Annotated in this window: 16 protein-coding genes; 11 read left to right on the forward strand and 5 right to left on the reverse strand. The window is 61.7% G+C overall.

Annotation, left to right across the window (positions count from 1 at the left end; translation table 11 throughout):
- Positions 1 to 135 precede the first annotated feature (135 nt).
- Genes AC4PR2_RS09455 through AC4PR2_RS09470 form a run of 4 tightly spaced genes read left to right on the forward strand, consistent with a single transcriptional unit; the run spans position 136 to position 3948 of the window.
- Positions 136 to 1146, forward strand: coding sequence for a 2-aminoethylphosphonate ABC transporter substrate-binding protein (locus tag AC4PR2_RS09455; RefSeq protein ID WP_063989667.1), 1011 nt, complete (start codon positions 136 to 138; stop codon positions 1144 to 1146).
- Positions 1147 to 1154: 8 nt separating this feature from the next.
- The gene (phnT, locus tag AC4PR2_RS09460; RefSeq protein WP_337046761.1) at positions 1155 to 2279 is read left to right on the forward strand and encodes a 2-aminoethylphosphonate ABC transport system ATP-binding subunit PhnT; all 1125 of its coding nucleotides are present in this window, start codon (positions 1155 to 1157) and stop codon (positions 2277 to 2279) included.
- Between the two features lie 11 nt (positions 2280 to 2290).
- Positions 2291 to 3142 (forward strand): 2-aminoethylphosphonate ABC transporter permease subunit, encoded by an 852-nt coding sequence (gene phnU, locus AC4PR2_RS09465; protein ID WP_492175070.1) that lies wholly within the window; start codon positions 2291 to 2293, stop codon positions 3140 to 3142.
- Positions 3143 to 3144: 2 nt separating this feature from the next.
- Positions 3145 to 3948: an ABC transporter permease subunit gene (locus AC4PR2_RS09470; RefSeq protein ID WP_197804068.1), complete on the forward strand. Its 804-nt coding sequence runs from the start codon at positions 3145 to 3147 to the stop codon at positions 3946 to 3948.
- 46 nt (positions 3949 to 3994) lie between these two features.
- Here AC4PR2_RS09470 and kdgR read toward each other — a convergent pair whose 3' ends face one another.
- Positions 3995 to 4786 (reverse strand): DNA-binding transcriptional regulator KdgR, encoded by a 792-nt coding sequence (kdgR, locus tag AC4PR2_RS09475; RefSeq protein WP_049198570.1) that lies wholly within the window; start codon positions 4784 to 4786, stop codon positions 3995 to 3997.
- 230 nt (positions 4787 to 5016) lie between these two features.
- On the opposite strand from kdgR, the gene AC4PR2_RS09480 reads away from it, so the two are divergent.
- The gene (locus tag AC4PR2_RS09480; protein WP_147840241.1) at positions 5017 to 6411 is read left to right on the forward strand and encodes an MFS transporter; all 1395 of its coding nucleotides are present in this window, start codon (positions 5017 to 5019) and stop codon (positions 6409 to 6411) included.
- A 51-nt stretch (positions 6412 to 6462) separates the two neighbouring features.
- Here AC4PR2_RS09480 and htpX read toward each other — a convergent pair whose 3' ends face one another.
- Complete coding sequence (gene htpX / locus AC4PR2_RS09485) at positions 6463 to 7341, reverse strand: protease HtpX (protein WP_033638291.1); 879 nt, start codon at positions 7339 to 7341, stop codon at positions 6463 to 6465.
- A gap of 370 nt (positions 7342 to 7711) precedes the next feature.
- Between htpX and AC4PR2_RS09490 the strand changes: the two genes are divergently transcribed.
- From AC4PR2_RS09490 to AC4PR2_RS09515, 6 genes are read left to right on the forward strand one after another with little or no spacing between them, the layout of a single operon-like run.
- Positions 7712 to 8803: an ABC transporter substrate-binding protein gene (locus AC4PR2_RS09490; RefSeq protein WP_089185885.1), complete on the forward strand. Its 1092-nt coding sequence runs from the start codon at positions 7712 to 7714 to the stop codon at positions 8801 to 8803.
- A 50-nt stretch (positions 8804 to 8853) separates the two neighbouring features.
- Positions 8854 to 9846, forward strand: coding sequence for a FecCD family ABC transporter permease (locus tag AC4PR2_RS09495; RefSeq protein WP_337046762.1), 993 nt, complete (start codon positions 8854 to 8856; stop codon positions 9844 to 9846).
- Positions 9843 to 10628: an ABC transporter ATP-binding protein gene (locus AC4PR2_RS09500; RefSeq protein WP_087763515.1), complete on the forward strand. Its 786-nt coding sequence runs from the start codon at positions 9843 to 9845 to the stop codon at positions 10626 to 10628. Before AC4PR2_RS09495 ends, AC4PR2_RS09500 begins: the two co-directional genes overlap by 4 nt.
- Positions 10616 to 11413, forward strand: a complete 798-nt coding sequence (locus tag AC4PR2_RS09505; protein WP_060440085.1) for an SAM-dependent methyltransferase — start codon at positions 10616 to 10618, stop codon at positions 11411 to 11413. Before AC4PR2_RS09500 ends, AC4PR2_RS09505 begins: the two co-directional genes overlap by 13 nt.
- Entirely contained in the window at positions 11406 to 12713 is a 1308-nt protein-coding gene (locus AC4PR2_RS09510; RefSeq protein WP_197804063.1) for an opine metallophore biosynthesis dehydrogenase, read from the forward strand. The genes AC4PR2_RS09505 and AC4PR2_RS09510 overlap by 8 nt, the downstream gene beginning before the upstream one ends.
- The gene (locus tag AC4PR2_RS09515; RefSeq protein WP_038877656.1) at positions 12710 to 13555 is read left to right on the forward strand and encodes a DMT family transporter; all 846 of its coding nucleotides are present in this window, start codon (positions 12710 to 12712) and stop codon (positions 13553 to 13555) included. The genes AC4PR2_RS09510 and AC4PR2_RS09515 overlap by 4 nt, the downstream gene beginning before the upstream one ends.
- Before the next feature lie 67 nt (positions 13556 to 13622).
- On the opposite strand, the gene prc is transcribed toward AC4PR2_RS09515, so the two are convergent.
- The 3 genes from prc to AC4PR2_RS09530 all read right to left on the reverse strand — a co-directional run bounded on the left by prc (position 13623) and on the right by AC4PR2_RS09530 (position 16995).
- The gene (gene prc / locus AC4PR2_RS09520; protein ID WP_033642845.1) at positions 13623 to 15671 is read right to left on the reverse strand and encodes a carboxy terminal-processing peptidase; all 2049 of its coding nucleotides are present in this window, start codon (positions 15669 to 15671) and stop codon (positions 13623 to 13625) included.
- 19 nt (positions 15672 to 15690) lie between these two features.
- Complete coding sequence (gene proQ / locus AC4PR2_RS09525; protein ID WP_033638287.1) at positions 15691 to 16401, reverse strand: RNA chaperone ProQ; 711 nt, start codon at positions 16399 to 16401, stop codon at positions 15691 to 15693.
- Positions 16402 to 16497: 96 nt separating this feature from the next.
- Entirely contained in the window at positions 16498 to 16995 is a 498-nt protein-coding gene (locus AC4PR2_RS09530) for a GAF domain-containing protein (protein ID WP_126180031.1), read from the reverse strand.
- Positions 16996 to 17049: the final 54 nt, after the last annotated feature.

The raw sequence follows: 17049 nt of genomic DNA on the forward strand, positions 1-17049 counted from the left end.
GCTCCCAAGCCCGATCCCCGTTGCCGGTAAATATATTTTGCCGCTTTCATTTGTTTGTCATATTCGCCGATTAGCTTGGCCGCATATCTGGTGTATACCAGTTTCGCATTAACCCGCAACAGTGAGGCTGAAGCTATGAAACTTTCTCGTCTGGTCGTGATGACCGCCATCGCACTCGGCGCCGCGCCGGCCTGGGCCGCCGACGCAGTGGTGACCGTCTACTCCGCCGATGGGTTGCACGACGGCGATCACAGCTGGTATCAAACCCAGTTCGACGCCTTCACTCAGGCAACCGGCATCAAGGTGCAGTACGTCGAAGGCGGTTCCGGCGCCATCGTCGAGCGGCTGTCGAAAGAGCGCAGCAACCCGCAGGCCGACGTGCTGGTGACGCTGCCGCCGTTCATCCAGCGCGCCGCCGCGGAAAAACTGCTGCAGGATTTCACCCCGCAGGATGCGGCGCAGATCGCCGACGCCCAGCCGCAGTTCGTGCCGCTGGTGAACAACTACCTGAGCTTCATCTATAACGCCAAACTGTTGCCGCAGGCGCCCGCCAGCTATCAGCAGCTGCTGGACGCGCAGTTCCGCAACAAGCTGCAGTACTCCACGCCGGGCCAGGCGGGTGACGGCACCGCGGTGATGCTGCAGGCGTTTCACAGCTTCGGCAGCAAAGACGCCGGTTTCGACTACCTCGGCAAACTGCAAAGCAACAACGTCGGCCCTTCCGCTTCCACCGGCAAGCTGACCGCGCTGGTCAATAAAGGCGAGCTGCTGGTGGCCAACGGCGATCTGCAGATGAACCTGGCGCAGATGCGCAGCAACCCGAACGTGAAGGTGTTCTGGCCGGCCGGGCCGGACGGCAAGCGCAGCACGCTGGTGCTGCCTTACTATGTCGGCCTGGTGCAAGGCGCGCCGCAAAGCGCCAACGGCAAAAAGCTGATCGACTTCCTGCTGAGCAAAGAAGCCCAGAGCAGCGTCAGCGCCATTTCCTACGGCATGCCGGTGCGTAAGGACGTCACCCCGACCGACGATAACTTCAGGCAGTCGCAGGCGGCGCTGAAAGGCGTGGACATCTGGGCGCCGGACTGGAATCAGGTGGTGAGCAGCCTGTCCGCCGATATCTCCCGCTGGCACAAGGTGACCGAATGACGCTGACGATGCCTTCTACCCTCTCTTCCCGCGCCGAGGCGCGGGATAGCAGCCAGGACATCGCCGGGCCGTCGGGCATTCAGCTCGACCGCGTCAGCGTGTCGTACCGCGGCACCGAGGTGCTGAAACCCCTGACGCTCACCATCGCCCCCGGCGAAGTGCTGGCGCTGATCGGCCCCTCCGGTTCGGGCAAAACCACCGTGCTGCGGGCGATCGCCGGCTTCGTGCAGCCCTCCGCCGGGCGTATTGCCATCGGTGACGTTGATGTCACCGACGTGCCACCTTATGAGCGCGGCCTGGGCATGGTGGTACAGAACTACGCGCTGTTTCCGCATATGCGCGTCGAAGACAATGTGGCGTTCGGCCTGCGCGCCCAGGGCAAGCCGCGCGGCCTCACCGCCGAGCGCGTCGAAGAGGCGTTGGCCATCGTCGGCATGTCCGCCTACGCCAAGCGCTATCCCAGCCAGCTCTCCGGTGGCCAACAGCAGCGCGTGGCGATCGCCCGCGCCATCGCGGTGCGCCCCAAAGTCTTGCTGCTGGATGAACCGCTGTCGGCGCTGGACGCGCAAATTCGCCACAGCATGGTGGAAGAGATCGCCCGCCTGCACCGCGAACTGCCGGATCTGACCATCCTGTACGTCACCCACGATCAGGGCGAAGCGCTGACGCTGGCGGACAAGATTGGCATCATGCGCGACGGCCACCTGATCGCCCACGGCGAGACCCGCGCGCTGTACCATCATCCAACGAACCGTTTCGCCGCCGAGTTCCTCGGCCGCGCCAACCTGCTGCCGGCCACCGCGCTGGAGACCACTACCGGGCAAGGCATGACCACCGTCAGCTGCGCCGGCAAAGTGATCGGCTGCTTTACCTATGGTGCGCAACGCGGTTTCGACAAACTGCTGTGTATTCGGCCGCAGCATATTGCGCTCGATGCCGACGCCCAGCGCAGCAACTGCCTCATCGGTACGCTGCGCGACATTCACTGGCAGGGGGAGTTGACGCACCTGCAGTTCGACGCGGAAGGCCATCCGCTGCGCGTGGTCACCACCCATCGCAGCCAGATGCCCCAGATCGGCGAGCGCGTGCCGCTCTATTTCGCCCCCGACGACGCGGTACTGATCGAGGACTGACATGACCGACTCTGCTTATTCGCCCGGCTCTGCGGCTGCGCTTGCCGCGCCGTCTGTGGATCTTGCTGCCGCTGCTGGTGCTGGCGACGCTGTTTTTCTATCCGCTGGCGCTGATCGTCAAACAGGCGTTTACCGACGATCAGGGGCTGTTCAGCGCCGCCGCGCTGCAACAGGTGTTCGAATCCCGACGCTTTGTCGGCGCCCTGCTCAACACGCTGCAGATTGCGCTGCTGGCGACGCTGGGCTGCCTGGTGCTCGGCACCCTGCTGTCGCTGCTGCTGGTGTTTACGCCGTTCCCCGGCAGCCGGCTGATCGCCCGGGTGATCGATACCTTTATCGCCATGCCGACCTTCCTGATCACGCTGGCCTTCACCTTTATCTACGGATCCGCCGGCCTGCTGAACGGCACGCTGATGGCGGCCTTCGGTTTTACCCTGCCGCCGGTGGACTTTCTTTATTCCATTTGGGGCGTGATCCTGGCGGAAATCACCGTGTTTACGCCACTGGTGATGCGCCCGCTGATGGCGGCGCTGTCGCAGATCGATCGCAGCCAGCTCGAGGCCGCCAGCATCCTCGGCGCCCGGCCAGGGCGCGTGGTACGCCAGGTGATTTTGCCCGCCGCGCTGCCGGCCTTGCTGGCCGGCGGCAGCCTGTGTTTGCTGTTGACCACCAATGAATTCGGCATCGTGCTGTTTATCGGCGCCAAGGGCGTCACCACGCTGCCGATGATGGTCTACTCCAAAGCGATTCTGGAGTCGGATTACGCCGTCGCCTGCACGATCGCCGTCGTGAATATCGCACTGTCGCTCGGGCTGTTCTCCCTTTACCGCTACGCCGCGGCGCGCGCCGGGCTGAGGAACTGACGATGTTGATTTGGTCTCGCACCGGCCGCACCCTGACCTGCACGCTGGCGGTCACGCTGTTCGCCCTGTTCTTCTGCCTGCCGCTGGCGGTGATCCTGATGTCCAGCCTGAGCGAACAGTGGAACGGCGTGCTGCCGAGCGGCTTCACTCTAAGCCATTTCCGCCAGGCCTTCAGCGGTGCCTCCTGGGACGCGCTGGTCGCCAACCTGGCTATCGGTTTCAGCGCCAGCCTGTTCGCGCTGCTGTGCGGCACCTGGGCGGCGTTGGCGCTGCGCCACCATCAGGGGCGCGGCCAGCGCCTGCTGAGTACGCTGTTCTTCATACCCAGCGCGGTGCCTTCGGTGTCGATCGGTTTAGGCATGCTGGTGGCATTCAGCCAGGGGCCGCTGCAGATGAACGGTACCTTCCTGATCGTGCCCGTCGCCCACTTCGTGCTGATTTCCGCCTTCACCTTCGGCAACGTGATGGCCGGGCTGACCCGGCTTTCGAGCGACTACGAAAACGTCGCCGCCAGCCTGGGTGCTTCGCCGTTGTTTCGCCTGCGTCACGTCACCCTGCCGATGATCGCTCCCTATATGATCTCCGCCTTCGCCCTCAGCCTGTCGCTGTCGATGGGTGAGCTGGGCGCGACCATGATGATCTACCCACCGAGCTGGGCGACGCTGCCGGTCACTATCTTCAGCCTGACCGATCGCGGCAGCATCGCCAACGGCGCGACGCTGACCATGATCCTGGTGGCGGCCACGCTGCTGCTGATGTTAGTGCTGGAGCGGATTGCGCAGCGGCTGACGCCGGGCGCAAAATAGCAACAAGGCGCTGCCATGGCCGCGCCTTGTTCATCGAAGCGAAGGGTTAGAACGGGTAGTCGTGATAGCCCTGCTGTTCACTGATGCGCCGGGCGGCGACGTGCAGCAGCGCCACATACTCCTCCCGCGCCGCTTCGGAAAAACGCAGCGTCGGGAAAGAGAGGCTCAGCCCGGCGATCGCCACCCCGAACCGATCGAAGACCGGCACCGCGATGCAGCGGATCCCCGCCTCCTGTTCCTCGGCATCTTCGCCGTATCCCTGCTTACGCACCCGCTCCAGCACCGGCAACAGTTCGGCGGCGCTGGTCAGGGTATGCTCGGTGCTGCGGGTAAATTCAATCTGCGACAGGATCTGCGCCACCTCATCCCGATCGCGCCAGGCCAGCAGCACTTTACCGATGGCGGTGCTGTGCAGCGGGTTGCGGCGGCCGATGCGCGAATACATGCGCAGGTTGTACATTGCGTCAATCTTGTGGATATAGACGATGCCGTCCTCGTCCAGGGCACCGAGGTGGATGGTTTCGCGGGTGCGGTTCGACAGCTCGCGCATCTGTACGTCGGCGCTACGGATCAGATCGACATTCTGCAGCGATTTGGCACCCAGCTCGAACAGCTTGAGCGTCAGCGCATACTTTTCCGTCTCGCCTTCCTGCGAGACGTAGCCCAGCGCTTTCATGGTTTGCAGAAAACGGTAGACGGTGCTTTTGGACATCATCACCCGCTGGGACAGTTCGGTAATGCCAATTTCGCGCTCATCGCCGAGCGCCTGCAAAATGCCGAACACTTTCATCACGGATGAGACGGCATCCGGTTGCTTGTCTGAATCTGCGTTAGCCATGGTGAATACCCTACTTAACGGTTTTGTTTCAGGAAATTTAAACAAGGGTTTCAGTATAATCGGAACAGATCGCGGCGCGCAACGCGGCTGAACGCTAAGCGATTGAAGCCTAATGGATAACCCCAGCCCGCTCACCGCCGTTTACAATAAAGCGGACAAGGGGCATGCAATCACGGGCGAATATGATTAGCATGATAATACTCCCCTGAATAAATACCGCTGAGACCAACATGCGTCCTTGTTCCGACGGCCTCCCCGTCCCGCAACGCTATGGGGCGATCCTCGCCATCGCCCTCGGCATTACCGTATCCGTGCTCGACGGCGCGATAGCCAACGTGGCGCTGCCCACCATCGCGCGCGATCTCAACGCCAGCCCGGCCAGCTCCATTTGGGTGGTTAACGCCTATCAGCTGGCGATCACCGTGTCTCTGCTGTCGCTGGCGTCGCTCGGCGATCTGATCGGCTATCGCCGCATCTATCAGGCCGGCTTGCTGGTGTTCAGCATTACCTCGCTGTTCTGCGCCCTGTCCGACTCGCTGCTTACGCTGACCATCGCCCGCGTGCTGCAAGGCTTTGGTGCCGCCGCCATCATGAGCGTCAACACCGCGCTGATCCGCATCATCTATCCGCAGCGTTTTCTCGGCCGCGGCATGGGCATCAACTCGCTGATCGTCGCCTGCTCCTCGGCGGCCGGGCCAACGGTGGCGGCGGCGATCCTGTCGGTCGCTTCCTGGCAGTGGCTGTTCGCCATCAACCTGCCGATCGGCCTCGTCGCGCTGCTGCTGGGCATGAAGTTCCTGCCGGCCAACGGCCAAAAAAGCGATAACCGCCGTTTCGATCCCACCAGCGCCGTGCTGAACGCGTTGACGTTCGGCCTGCTGATCACCGCCATCAGCGGCTTCGCCCAGGGCCAAAGCCTGACGCTGATCTTCAGCGAGATCGCCGCGCTGCTGGCGATTGGCGCGGTGTTCGTGCGCCGCCAGCTGCGCCAGGAATTTCCGCTGCTGCCGGTCGACCTGCTGCGCATCCCGATCTTCGCCCTGTCGATGGGCACCTCAATCTGCTCGTTTGCTGCGCAAATGCTGGCGATGGTGTCGTTACCGTTCTTCCTGCAAAGCGCATTGGGCCGCGACGAAGTGGCGACCGGGCTGCTGCTGACACCGTGGCCGCTGGCGATCGTAGTCATGGCACCGATCGCCGGCCGGCTGGTGGAGCGCGTGCACGCCGGCCTGCTGGGCTGCATTGGGCTGGCGGTGTTCGCGCTTGGGCTGTTCTCGCTGGCGCTGCTGCCCGCGGATCCGTCGAATGGGGACATCATCTGGCGCATGGTGCTGTGCGGCGCCGGCTTCGGCCTGTTCCAGTCGCCCAACAATCACACCATCATCTCCGCCGCGCCGCGTAACCGCAGCGGCGGCGCCAGCGGCATGCTGGGCACCGCTCGCCTGCTGGGGCAAACCTCGGGGGCCGCGCTGGTGGCGCTGATGTTCAACCTGTTCCCCACCTCTGGTACCCACGCTTCGCTGATCCTGGCCGGCGTGTTCGCCACTCTGGCGGCGGCGGTCAGCAGCCTGCGCATCACCCAATCGACGGCGCAAACGGCGCAGCCAAGCCGCGAGGTGAAATAGCGGACATAAAAAAACCCCGGCAAGCCGGGGTTTTTCCTTTCATTCAGCCGATTACTTCAGGTACTGGCCGGAACGCAGCGCTTCGATACGCTTGTCGAGCGGCGGGTGCGACATGAACAGCTCGCTAAACGACTTGGATTTACCGTTGATGCAGAACGCCATCATGCTGCCCGCTTCCTGCGGTTCGTAGCTGGTTTTCAGGCGCTGCAAGGCGGCGATCATCTTCTCGCGGCCCACCAGCTTGGCGGAGCCGGCGTCGGCGTAGAACTCGCGGTGACGCGAGAACCACATGGTGATGATGCTTGCCAGGATGCCGAACACCAGTTCCAGTACCATCGACACCGCGAAGTAAATCATCGGGTTGCCGTTGCCTTCCCCTTCGCCATCACGGTTGCCCAGGAAGCCGGCGGCGACCTGCGCGATCAGGCGCGAAATGAAGATGACGAAGGTGTTCACGATGCCCTGAATCAGGGTCATGGTCACCATATCGCCGTTGGCGACGTGGCTGATTTCGTGCGCGATGACCGCTTCCGCCTCGTCGCGGCTCATGCTCTGCAGCAGGCCGGTGCTGACGGCGACCAGCGAGGCGTCACGGCGCGCGCCGGTGGCGAAGGCGTTGATGTCCGGCGCGTGGTAGATAGCGACCTGCGGCATGGCGATGCCCGCCTGCTGCGACTGACGGCGTACCGTTTCCAGCAGCCAGTTTTCGGTTTCGTTACGCGGTTGTTCAATCACTTCCCCGCCCACGGAGCGCAGCGCCATCCACTTGGACATCAGCAACGACACGAAAGCGCCGCCGAAGCCGAACAGACCGGCCATGATCATCAGGCCCTGAACGCTACTGGATTGGATTCCTGTCAGGCTGAGCACCAGCCCGAAAACCAACATCACCGCCAGGTTGGTGAGCAGGAACAGAGCTATACGCATCATAAAATGTTTACTTCCTCATAAATGTTAACAAAACGCTGTCTAAGATACCCTAGATCGTATGGGCATTCGTCACAGTTTCAAGAGTCGCACGTCATTAACCTACTAAAAATACGAAACTTTACAAAAACGACGCGCGACCGGGATTTGGCAAATTGTAAACGATTGTTGCGCAAGGCGGAGGGATTTCTCAGAAAAAATTCTTGGCCCGCGCAAAATGACGCCGAGAAAAATTGCCCGCACACTTTTTATGGCCGCCAGGCTCTCACCGCCTTCGCTCACGCAGCGCTCGCCTCGCCTGACAGGAAAGTTTGAATCCCGCGATTAATTGTTACATTATAACATCACAATTAATCGTAAAGGGATGTCAATCATGTTACCTCGCCTCGTCTGTATGCTGACTGCGTGGCTGCTCTTTTGCCACGTCGCGCAAGCTGAAATCCACCTCACCGACGCAGAAGGACGCCAGGTCACCCTGGCCGCCCCCGCACAACGCGCCTATATCGGCTTTTACTACGAAGATTTTCTGGCGGTGAACGGCCCGGACAGTTTTCAACAGGTGGCCGCCTTCTCTAAAAGCGACTGGGCCTTGCGCACCAGCCAATGGCCGCGTTATCAGGCGGCTCTGCCGCGGCTCGCTCAGCTGGTCGATGTCGGTTCGCTCTACAATCAGAGCTTTGACTTCGAACGCCTGCTGACCACGCGGCCAGACCTGCTGATCCTGGCGAAATGGCAGCTCGACGGCTTCGCCAACTACCTGCCGGTGCTGCAACAACTCAACATTCCTTACATCGTCGTCGACTTCAACCAGGGTGCGGAAGTCAAACTCGCCAGCATTCGGGCCATGGGTCAGGCGATGGGCCACCCCGAGCGGGCAGAACGGCTGGCCAGCGAGTATCGGCAGAGCCTTGAAGAGACTCAACGGCGTATTCGCGAGGCGCAGCTGCCGCCACCGACCGCTTATATCGAACTCGGCGACAAGGGGCCCGGCGAATACAGCAGCAGCTATGGCGCCTCCGTCTGGGGGCCGCTGTTACAGCTGGCCGGCGCCCGCAATATCGCCGCCGGCGTCGTCGGTAGCCCCGCGCCTTTACGCGCCGACTATGTACTGACCCAAAAGCCGGACGTCATTTTCCTCGCCGGCGGCGACTGGGAAAACATGCCAAACGCCGTACCGATGGGCTACGGCGCACAGGCGGCCCCCCTTCAGGCACGCCTCGCTCAGTACGCCCAGCGTGCCGGTTGGCCGCAGCTGCCGGCGATAAAAGACCAGCGCCTCTATGCGCTCTACCATGGCGGCGCGCGCACGATTTACGATTTTATTTTTGTTCAGTATCTGGCGAAAGCCCTCTATCCGGCCGCGTTTGCCGACGTTGATCCCCCACGCAACCTGGCGCAGTTCTACCGCCAATACTTACCGATAGAGGCTGACGGCGTCTTCCTGCAACGCTGGCAAGGAGAGTAGCCGTGGCCCACACAGGACGTGCGTTTTTACAACGGCGCAGGCTGCGCCGCGTGCTATTGACGCTGGCGCTGCTCGGCGCGCTGCTGGCGGCCACCGTCGTCGATCTGACCGTCGGCGCCGCGCACCTTAGCCTCTCGGATATCCTGCCCATGCTCTGGCCCGGCTCCGCGCCAGGCAACGAGCTGCATCAGGTGGTTTTCTGGTCGATTCGCTTGCCGATGACGCTCACCGCGTTGGTCGTCGGCGCCAGCCTGGCGCTGGCCGGTCTGTTGATGCAGACCGTGCTGGCCAACCCCCTCGCCAGCCCGTATACGTTGGGGATCTCGGCCGCGGCGGGATTTGGCGCGGCGCTGTCGATCATCACCGGATTCAGCCTGGGTGGCGCGCTGGCACTGGGCACGCCGCTGCTGGCTTCGCTGATGGCGCTGTTGGCCTGCGTGCCTATCTATCTGCTGGGACAGCGCCGCGGCATGACGCCGCAAATTTTGGTGCTGAGCGGCATCGTGGTGCTGTTCTTCTTTCAGTCGCTGCAATCCCTGCTGCTGTTTCTGGCCTCGCCCGAAGCCATGCAGCAAATCGTCTTCTGGCTGTTCGGCAGCCTGCTCAAAGCCAATATGCACGGCGTGGCGATCACCGGCGGCGTCCTGTTCTGCGCGCTGGTCGTCAGCCTGCGGCTGGCCTGGCGCCTGACCGCACTGTCCGCCGGCGAAGAACAGGCCCAGGGGCTGGGCATCAACGTCAGCGCGCTGCGCAAGCTGGCCTTTCTGCTGGCGACCTTACTGACGGCCGCCTCAGTCTCGTTTGTCGGCACCATCGGGTTCGTCGGGCTGATCGCCCCGCATTTCGCCCGTTTTCTGGTGGGCGAGGATCAACGCTATCTGATCTGCATTTCCGCCCTTTGCGGCAGCCTGCTGCTGCTGTGCGCGTCGATCGTCGCCAAACTGGTGCTGCCGAACGGCGTAGTGCCCATCGGCATCGTTATCGCCTTAATCGGCGTGCCGGTGCTGTTCTACTTCGTCACCCGACAGGTTAAACGCCCATGACTCAACTGACCCTCACCGGCGTCGGCGTCACGCTGCATCGACGTCAGCTGTTAGCCGACGTTTCATTGGCCTGGCCGGAGGCAAAGCTCGGCGGCATCATCGGGCCCAACGGCGCCGGCAAATCGACGCTGCTCAAAGCGATCAATCGCATGCTGCCGCACAGCGGCGCTATCGCCTACCGCGAGCGCCCGCTCGATCCGAAAACCAGCCGCATCGCCTATGTGCCGCAACTCAATCGCAGCGAGTCGGCGTTGACCGCGTTTGACATGGTGCTGCTGGGCAAGGTACGGCAGTTGGGGTGGCGCGTCAGTGCCGCACAGGCCGACGCGGTCGAACAGGCGCTGGCGGAATGCGGCATTTCCGCACTTGCCGATCGCCCTTTCAACCGCCTCAGCGGCGGGCAGCGGCAGTTGGTGATGTTGGCGCAGGCCTTCGTCTCTCAGCCGCAGCTCATTTTACTCGACGAGCCCACCAGCGCGCTGGACATCCACCATCAGCTGCGCGTACTCAATCAGATCGCCGACTACAGCCGGCGTCATCGCTGCATCACGCTGCTGGTGATCCACGATCTGGGGCTGGCGCTGCGCTACTGCCATTCTCTCACCTTGCTCGAGCACGGACGCGTCATTTGCCACGGCGACACCCATCAGATGATGGGGCACCCGATGATGTCCCGCGTATTTGGCGTCGGTATCGAAAGCGGCATCAGCCCCCAAGGCTACCCCTTTCTGCTGCCGACACAGCTGTTGCACGCACACGGAGAAACCCCATGTACACTCTGACCAAGGCGGACATGCTGGCGCAACTCGCCGGCTTGCAACAGGAAATCCACCAGCTTCACCGTTCCGCCCGGCAAGATCGGCGCCATTTTTCCCTGCTGGAACGGCGCTTCAGCCGCCTGCAGGCCTTTAACGATCTGCCGCAGCTGCAGGCCTATCGCCGCAAGCTGGAAAACGATCGCTCGATAACGGCGCAAATCACCCAGCTGCGAGCGGTGGCCAATGCCGCCTTGTGCGATTACGAGAAGCATCGCGTCGCCACGCTCTGCCGGGAGCCGGCGCAGACCAACGCCTACCTGAACAGTTTCGATAGCGCCCTGCAGCTGGAGATCGCCGCCGCCGACATCAAACCCGGTGAACGAGTGTTGCTGGTGGGCAGCGGCGCCTTGCCCACCACCGCGCTGGCGCTGGTCGCCAGGCTCTCCGCCACCGTCATTTGCTACGATTGCGACCCGGCGGCACAGCGTTTTGCCCGCCGCCTCACGCGCCATCTGGGGCTGTCACGGCAAATCCCCTGCATCGATAAATTGAACGGCCTGACCGACCGCGACATCGATCACATCATCATCGCCTCTCTGGTGGCGGACAAGCAGACCTTGCTGACGCAACTGCGGCCTTTACTGCCCCAGCGCGGCAAACTGCTGCTGCGCTACGGTAACGGCCTTAAGTCGATCTTCAACTGCCCTTATCACCATCTGGCTGCCCGTTCACCCTGGCGCGTCAGCGGTAAACCGGTTGCCACCCCGCTGTACGATCTCTTGATTTTGGAGTCTCATCGCCATGAATAACGCATTTCCTACCCTGATCCTCGGCGCCGGTCCGGCGGCGATCCAATTGGCTGCGGATATCCAGGCCGCGGCCGATACGCGCATCGGCCTGTACAATCGCCCCAGCGAGAAAGGACAACGCCTGAAGGCGCATCTGACGCACACGCCCAGTCTGCATCTGGAAGGCGTCGGCAAGGCGCGGCAGACCCAGCGTGATGCGCAGGTGGCAGTAGACAGCTATTGCGACGATCTGTCGCTCATCGGCGGCGACTGGCAGCGGCTGATCCTCGCCGTGCCCGCCGATCGCTATTACGAGGTGCTGCGGCAGGTGCCGTGGGCCACCTTACCCCACCTGCGTTCGTTGATCCTGCTTTCCCCGTCCATCGGCTCCGGCCTGATGGTGCAAAGCCTGCTGCAGGCGGCTGGCCAATCCCACGTCGGGATCATCAGTCTGTCCAGTTATTACGCCGACACCAAATATCAGGATGCGGCGCAGCCCTATCGCGCCTTTACCAAAGCCTTTAAACAGCGGGTCTATCTCGCGGCCCAAAGCCCGGCGCCAGACTCCGCCGAACTCGACTGGATCGGCTCGGTGCTGGCGCGTCACGCTATCGACGCCCGGCGCTGCGACAGCCTGCTGGCCGCCGAGCGCTTCAGCATCACCAACTATGTTCATCCGCCGCTGGCGCTGGCCGACACCACGCTGCAGGCGATATTCCAGCCGCAGGCGCCGGTGCAATACCTGTATAAAACCTATCCCGAAGGGCCCCTCTGTCCCGAGGTTATCGCCGATATGCTCGAACTGTCGGAGGATTACAAAAGGCTGCTCAACCATCTCGGCGTCGAGGAGATCAACCTGCTGCGCTTTTTGAACGACGACAGCTACCCGGTTCCCTCCCGCATGGTGAGCCGCCGCTGGATTGACCATTTCCCGCAGCTCGCGCCGGCGGAACAACGCTATGCGCTGTTTACGCGCTATACCGCGCTGCTGGTCGATCCCTATTCCGAACCGGACGCGCAGGGTCGCTATTATGATTTTTCCGCCGTCAGGGTCGCCCGCGTCTTTCAGGATGCTCAAGGGCTGTGGTGCCTGCCGCGCGTGCCGCTGGAAGACGTGCGAAAACTCCGCACGCTGGTCTTGCTGGCGGAGCGGCTTGGCGTCGAGATGCCCACCGCCCGGCGCCTGTTGGCGCGCTTTCAGCAGGCGCTGCAGAGCTTCGTCACCCGGATCGGCGCCGAGCATTGCCATCATTCGCTGCTGGACGATACCTGCGACGAACAGGCGGCCATCACCTACCGTCAGTGGCGGGGGCAAGCATGAATCAGGGTGCGCTGCTGGCCATTTTCGCCTCGCTGATTTTCAGCGTCATGAATGCGCTGGTCAAAACCATCGCCGACGACATCCCCACCGGGGAAATCGTGTTCTTTCGCAGTAGCATCGGCTGCCTGCTGGTTCTGCTGCTGATGTATCGCCACGGCGTCGCCTTCAGCCGCGAGGACCGGCCGCTGCTGGTATTACGAGGCACTATGGGTGGGCTGTATCTCATCTGTTATTTTTACAGCATCGCCCACCTCACGCTGGCCGACGCCAGCATGCTGGCCTACCTGTCGCCGTTTTTCTCCATTCTGCTTTCCTTGCTGGTGCTGCGTGAACGGATCAGCGCCAACACCGCATTTTGGCTAGCGCTGGTCATCATCGGCGCCGTGCTGCTGGTGCGGCCGTGGCATTTCTCAACGTATACCCTGGCGTCGCTGGTCGGCGTGATGAGCGCGGTGTTCGCCGCTATCGCCTATCTGTCGGTCAACAAGCTCAGCAAGCGCCACCACAACTACGAGATCGTGTTCTATTTCCTGTTTATCGCGACGCTGATCTCGCTGCCGCTGATGTGGAACGCCTTCGTCTGGCCCAACGTCTACCAGTTTGCCATCCTGCTCGCCATCGCCCTGGTATCGCTGTTGGGACAGGTTGTCTTAACCCAGGCCTTTTCCTCCGATAACCTGATCGTGGTCTCGGTGGTGCGCTATATCGGCATCGTTTTCAATATTGCCTGGGGCTGGCTGTTCTGGCACGAAGTCCCGCTGTTGCTGTCGCTGATCGGCTGCCTGCTGGTGGTGGTTTCCTGCATCCGGCTCGGGCTGCGCCACCGCAAGAAAGCCGTCTGAGCCGCGCGTGACGCGGCCATAAAAGAACGCACCCGAGGGTGCGTTTTTCATCCTGCCTGACGCGGCCTTATTTGGCCGGCGTTGGCTGCTGAGCGGGCTGATCTTTTTCCAGATGAGCCAGGTCCAGCGCGATATGCACGGTTTCATCCAGGTACGGATCCGGTTCCTGGTAATCCTTCGGCAGATCGTCGAGCGATTTCAGCGGCTTCTTGCCCGCACGTTCCAGGCGCTCGTTGATGCGTTTCAGACGGGTCGCATCGTCATCGTGGTTCTCTTTCTCGCGCACGGCCAGATTGAGGGACACGATGTTGCGTTTATCCTTCAGCGCCTTGTAATGCGCGATATCCTGCGCGATGTACTGGAACTCCGGATTCTGCGCGATGCGCTGCTGGTGATCTTTCAGCAGCTCCGGCTCGAACGGCGCCATATCGCCGGTCTTGCTGTAGGTCGCCGCATTGATGCTGTCCCACGGCATGGCGTTGTCTTCAAACGCTTCGCCGGTTTCCGCCGGATCGACGCCGGTCGGCATCAGAATGTCCGGGGTCACCCCTTTGCGCTGGGTGCTGCCGCCGTTGACGCGGTAGAACTTCTGAATGGTGTACTGCACCGACCCCAGCGCCGGCCACTCAGGGCGCAGCATCTGATCGTAGATGCGGTTCAGCGAACGGTACTGCTGCACGGTACCTTTACCGAAGGTCGGTTCGCCGACGATCAGCGCGCGGCCGTAATCCTGCATCGCCGCCGCGAAGATCTCGGAGGCGGAGGCGCTGAAGCGATCGACCAGCACCACCAGCGGGCCTTTGTAGTAGGTCACGCCATCGGTGTCGGCGTCTTCACGCACTTTGCCGTTGTTGTCGCGCACCTGCACCACCGGGCCGCTCGGAATGAACAGGCCGGACAGCGACACCGCTTCGGTCAGCGCGCCGCCGCCGTTGGTGCGCAGATCGATGATCACGCTCTTGACGTTCTGCTTGGCCATCTTCTGCAGCTGCACTTTCACGTCATCGGTCAGACCGACGTAGAAGCCTGGGATGTCGAACACCGCCACCTTCTCTTTGCCGACGGTCTTGATGGTCATTTTCACCGCGCGGTCTTCCAGGCGGATGCGCTCGCGGGTCAGGGTGACCACGCGGGTTTTGGTGCCCTTGCCGGCCGGCAGGATCTCCAGGCGCACCTTGCTGCCTTTCGGCCCTTTGATCAATGACACCACGTCGTCCAGGCGCCAGCCGATCACGTCCACCATCGGTTTGCCGGCCTGGCCGACGCCGACGATGCGATCGCCCACGGTGATCGCCTTGCTCTTCGCCGCCGGGCCGCCCGGCACCATCGAGTTGATCAGGGTGTAGTCGTCATCCATCTGCAGCACCGCACCGATGCCTTCCAGCGACAGGCTCATCTCGGTGTTGAACTGCTCGGTGTTGCGCGGAGACAGATAGTTGGTGTGCGGGTCGATTTCATGCGCAAAGGCATTCATCGCCAGCTGGAAGACGTCTTCGCTGTTGCTTTGCGTCAGGCGCTTGATGGCGAACTGATAACGCTTGGTCAGCGTGTCGCGGATTTCTTTGTCGGTCTTGCCGGTCAGCTTGAGGTTCAGCTCGTCATAGGTGACTTTCGCATCCCACAGGCTATCCAGCTCGGCCTTGTCTTTCGGCCACGGCGCTTTGCTGCGGTCGAGATCGATAGTGCCGTTGCCGGTGAAGTTCATCGGCTTGTCCAGCAGCGACAACGCATAGGTGTAACGCTCGAAACGGCGTTTCTGCGCCAGATTGAACAGCGCGTAGAAGGTATCCAGCTTGCCGGTTTTTAGCTCTTCGCCAACCTGATTGCGTTTGCCGGCGAACTGCGCCACGTCGGAGGCCAGCAACACGTTATGGTTGTAGTCCAGCATGTTCAGGTAGCGATCGAAGATCTTGCCTGAAAACTCCGCGTCGAGGGCGAACTGGCGGTAATGAGAGCGAGTGAAGCGCGAGGTCACGCGCTCACTCACCGTAGCGTGCTGGGGTTCCTGTTGCAGTTGGGGCAGTTGGCCGATGCGGATGTTGGCTGTTTCCGCGCCGTAACTGACACCCGCCCACAGCAGCCCTGCAATCGCTGTTAATCTGACGAATTTGTTCATGCCTTGGTTGGCCTCCGTATCAGAACTGCAAGTGTTCTGCGCGCACAATCATCGCCAGACCGGAAGAGAGCTGCACACGTACGCCATCTTTAGCGATTTCGAGTACGGTAGCATCCATCGCGCTCTTGCCTGCTCTGACTTTGATTTCCTGGCCAATTTGCAGTTTAGAGATATCCGTGACTGGCGCATAACGCGGCTGGTTTTCCTCTTTTGCTGCACGAGGTTGACGAGCTGGCTGTGGGCGAGTTTGTGGGCGCGGCTTGCGGTTTTCCGGCGCGGCTCCGCCTTCGCGACGTGCAGCAGGCTTTTTACCGGCTGGGCGCGGACGGCGTGGCGCGGCATCGGCAGATTCACCGGCGGCTTCACGTTTTTTGGCGTTTTGTTCGGCACGCTGTGCCTGAACGCGCGCTTTGGCTTCTTCAAGCTGCTGGCGAGCATGATCGACATGCTGCTGCTCCAGTTCACCGCACGGATTGCCGTCCAGGTCGACGCGCTGCGCGCCAACTTTGACGCCGTACAGGTAACGCCAGCTTGAGGTGTACAGGCGCAGGGCAGAACGCAATTGCGTTTTGCTGAGATTCTCTTCCCCCTGCACGCGCTCTACCAAATCCTGAAAAATACCGATTTTCAGCGGACGAGCTTCGCCTTCGGCGCTAAAGCAGAGCGGAAAACGCTCGGCAAGAAAAGCAATGACTTCTTTACTAGAGTTCAACTTAGGTTGATTTTCCATGAAATTTCCTGATTACAACGGTATTGCCAACAAGCCACAGGCATGAACAGGCGTCATTATAATGACGCCATCGGTAATTGCCACGTTAACCGTCGATCAACTTGCCGCTACAGTCACATATTTCGCACTGTCACACTGTTCCAGTTGCTCACAAAGCCCCGCCACCACTGCTTTCAGGCCCGCTTCATCCTGTTCGTCGAAGCGTTGATAAACCGTGCTGTCGATATCCAAAACGCCGATCGCTCGGCCGCCAACCGCCAACGGCAGCACGATTTCCGCATTGCTGGCCGCATCGCAGGCGATATGGCCCGGGAACGCATGCACGTCGCCGACGCGCTGCACGCGATTTTCCGCCACCGCCGTGCCGCACACGCCCTTGCCCACCGGGATGCGCACGCAGGCGATCTTGCCCTGGAACGGCCCCAACACCAGCTGGTCGCCATCCATCAGATAGAAACCGACCCAGTTCACGTCATCCAGACGCTCGTTGATCAACGCGCTGGCGTTGGACAGCGCCGCGATAAAGTTGGTCTCCCCGCCGAGCAACGCGCTCAGGTCACGTTTTAATTCCGCGTAGAATTGTTCTTTTGTCATGTGATAACCATTGAAACAGTGAAGATGGCCAGAAGCCCAAAGCTTAGGCCCTAT

The sequence above is a fragment of the Serratia sp. A07 genome, from assembly GCF_058725505.1.

What these genes read in the sequence shown, in the direction of transcription:
- AC4PR2_RS09490 (WP_089185885.1), top strand. Translation starts at nt 7,712, where the DNA reads ATGTTACCTCGCCTCGTCTGTATGCTGACTGCGTGGCTGCTCTTTTGC.
- AC4PR2_RS09480 (WP_147840241.1), top strand. Translation starts at nt 5,017, where the DNA reads ATGCGTCCTTGTTCCGACGGCCTCCCCGTCCCGCAACGCTATGGGGCG.
- AC4PR2_RS09505 (WP_060440085.1), top strand. Translation starts at nt 10,616, where the DNA reads ATGTACACTCTGACCAAGGCGGACATGCTGGCGCAACTCGCCGGCTTG.
- AC4PR2_RS09530 (WP_126180031.1), bottom strand. Translation starts at nt 16,995, where the DNA reads ATGACAAAAGAACAATTCTACGCGGAATTAAAACGTGACCTGAGCGCG.
- AC4PR2_RS09470 (WP_197804068.1), top strand. Translation starts at nt 3,145, where the DNA reads ATGTTGATTTGGTCTCGCACCGGCCGCACCCTGACCTGCACGCTGGCG.
- AC4PR2_RS09515 (WP_038877656.1), top strand. Translation starts at nt 12,710, where the DNA reads ATGAATCAGGGTGCGCTGCTGGCCATTTTCGCCTCGCTGATTTTCAGC.
- kdgR (WP_049198570.1), bottom strand. Translation starts at nt 4,786, where the DNA reads ATGGCTAACGCAGATTCAGACAAGCAACCGGATGCCGTCTCATCCGTG.
- AC4PR2_RS09500 (WP_087763515.1), top strand. Translation starts at nt 9,843, where the DNA reads ATGACTCAACTGACCCTCACCGGCGTCGGCGTCACGCTGCATCGACGT.
- proQ (WP_033638287.1), bottom strand. Translation starts at nt 16,401, where the DNA reads ATGGAAAATCAACCTAAGTTGAACTCTAGTAAAGAAGTCATTGCTTTT.
- phnT (WP_337046761.1), top strand. Translation starts at nt 1,155, where the DNA reads ATGCCTTCTACCCTCTCTTCCCGCGCCGAGGCGCGGGATAGCAGCCAG.
- AC4PR2_RS09455 (WP_063989667.1), top strand. Translation starts at nt 136, where the DNA reads ATGAAACTTTCTCGTCTGGTCGTGATGACCGCCATCGCACTCGGCGCC.
- prc (WP_033642845.1), bottom strand. Translation starts at nt 15,671, where the DNA reads ATGAACAAATTCGTCAGATTAACAGCGATTGCAGGGCTGCTGTGGGCG.
- htpX (WP_033638291.1), bottom strand. Translation starts at nt 7,341, where the DNA reads ATGATGCGTATAGCTCTGTTCCTGCTCACCAACCTGGCGGTGATGTTG.
- AC4PR2_RS09510 (WP_197804063.1), top strand. Translation starts at nt 11,406, where the DNA reads ATGAATAACGCATTTCCTACCCTGATCCTCGGCGCCGGTCCGGCGGCG.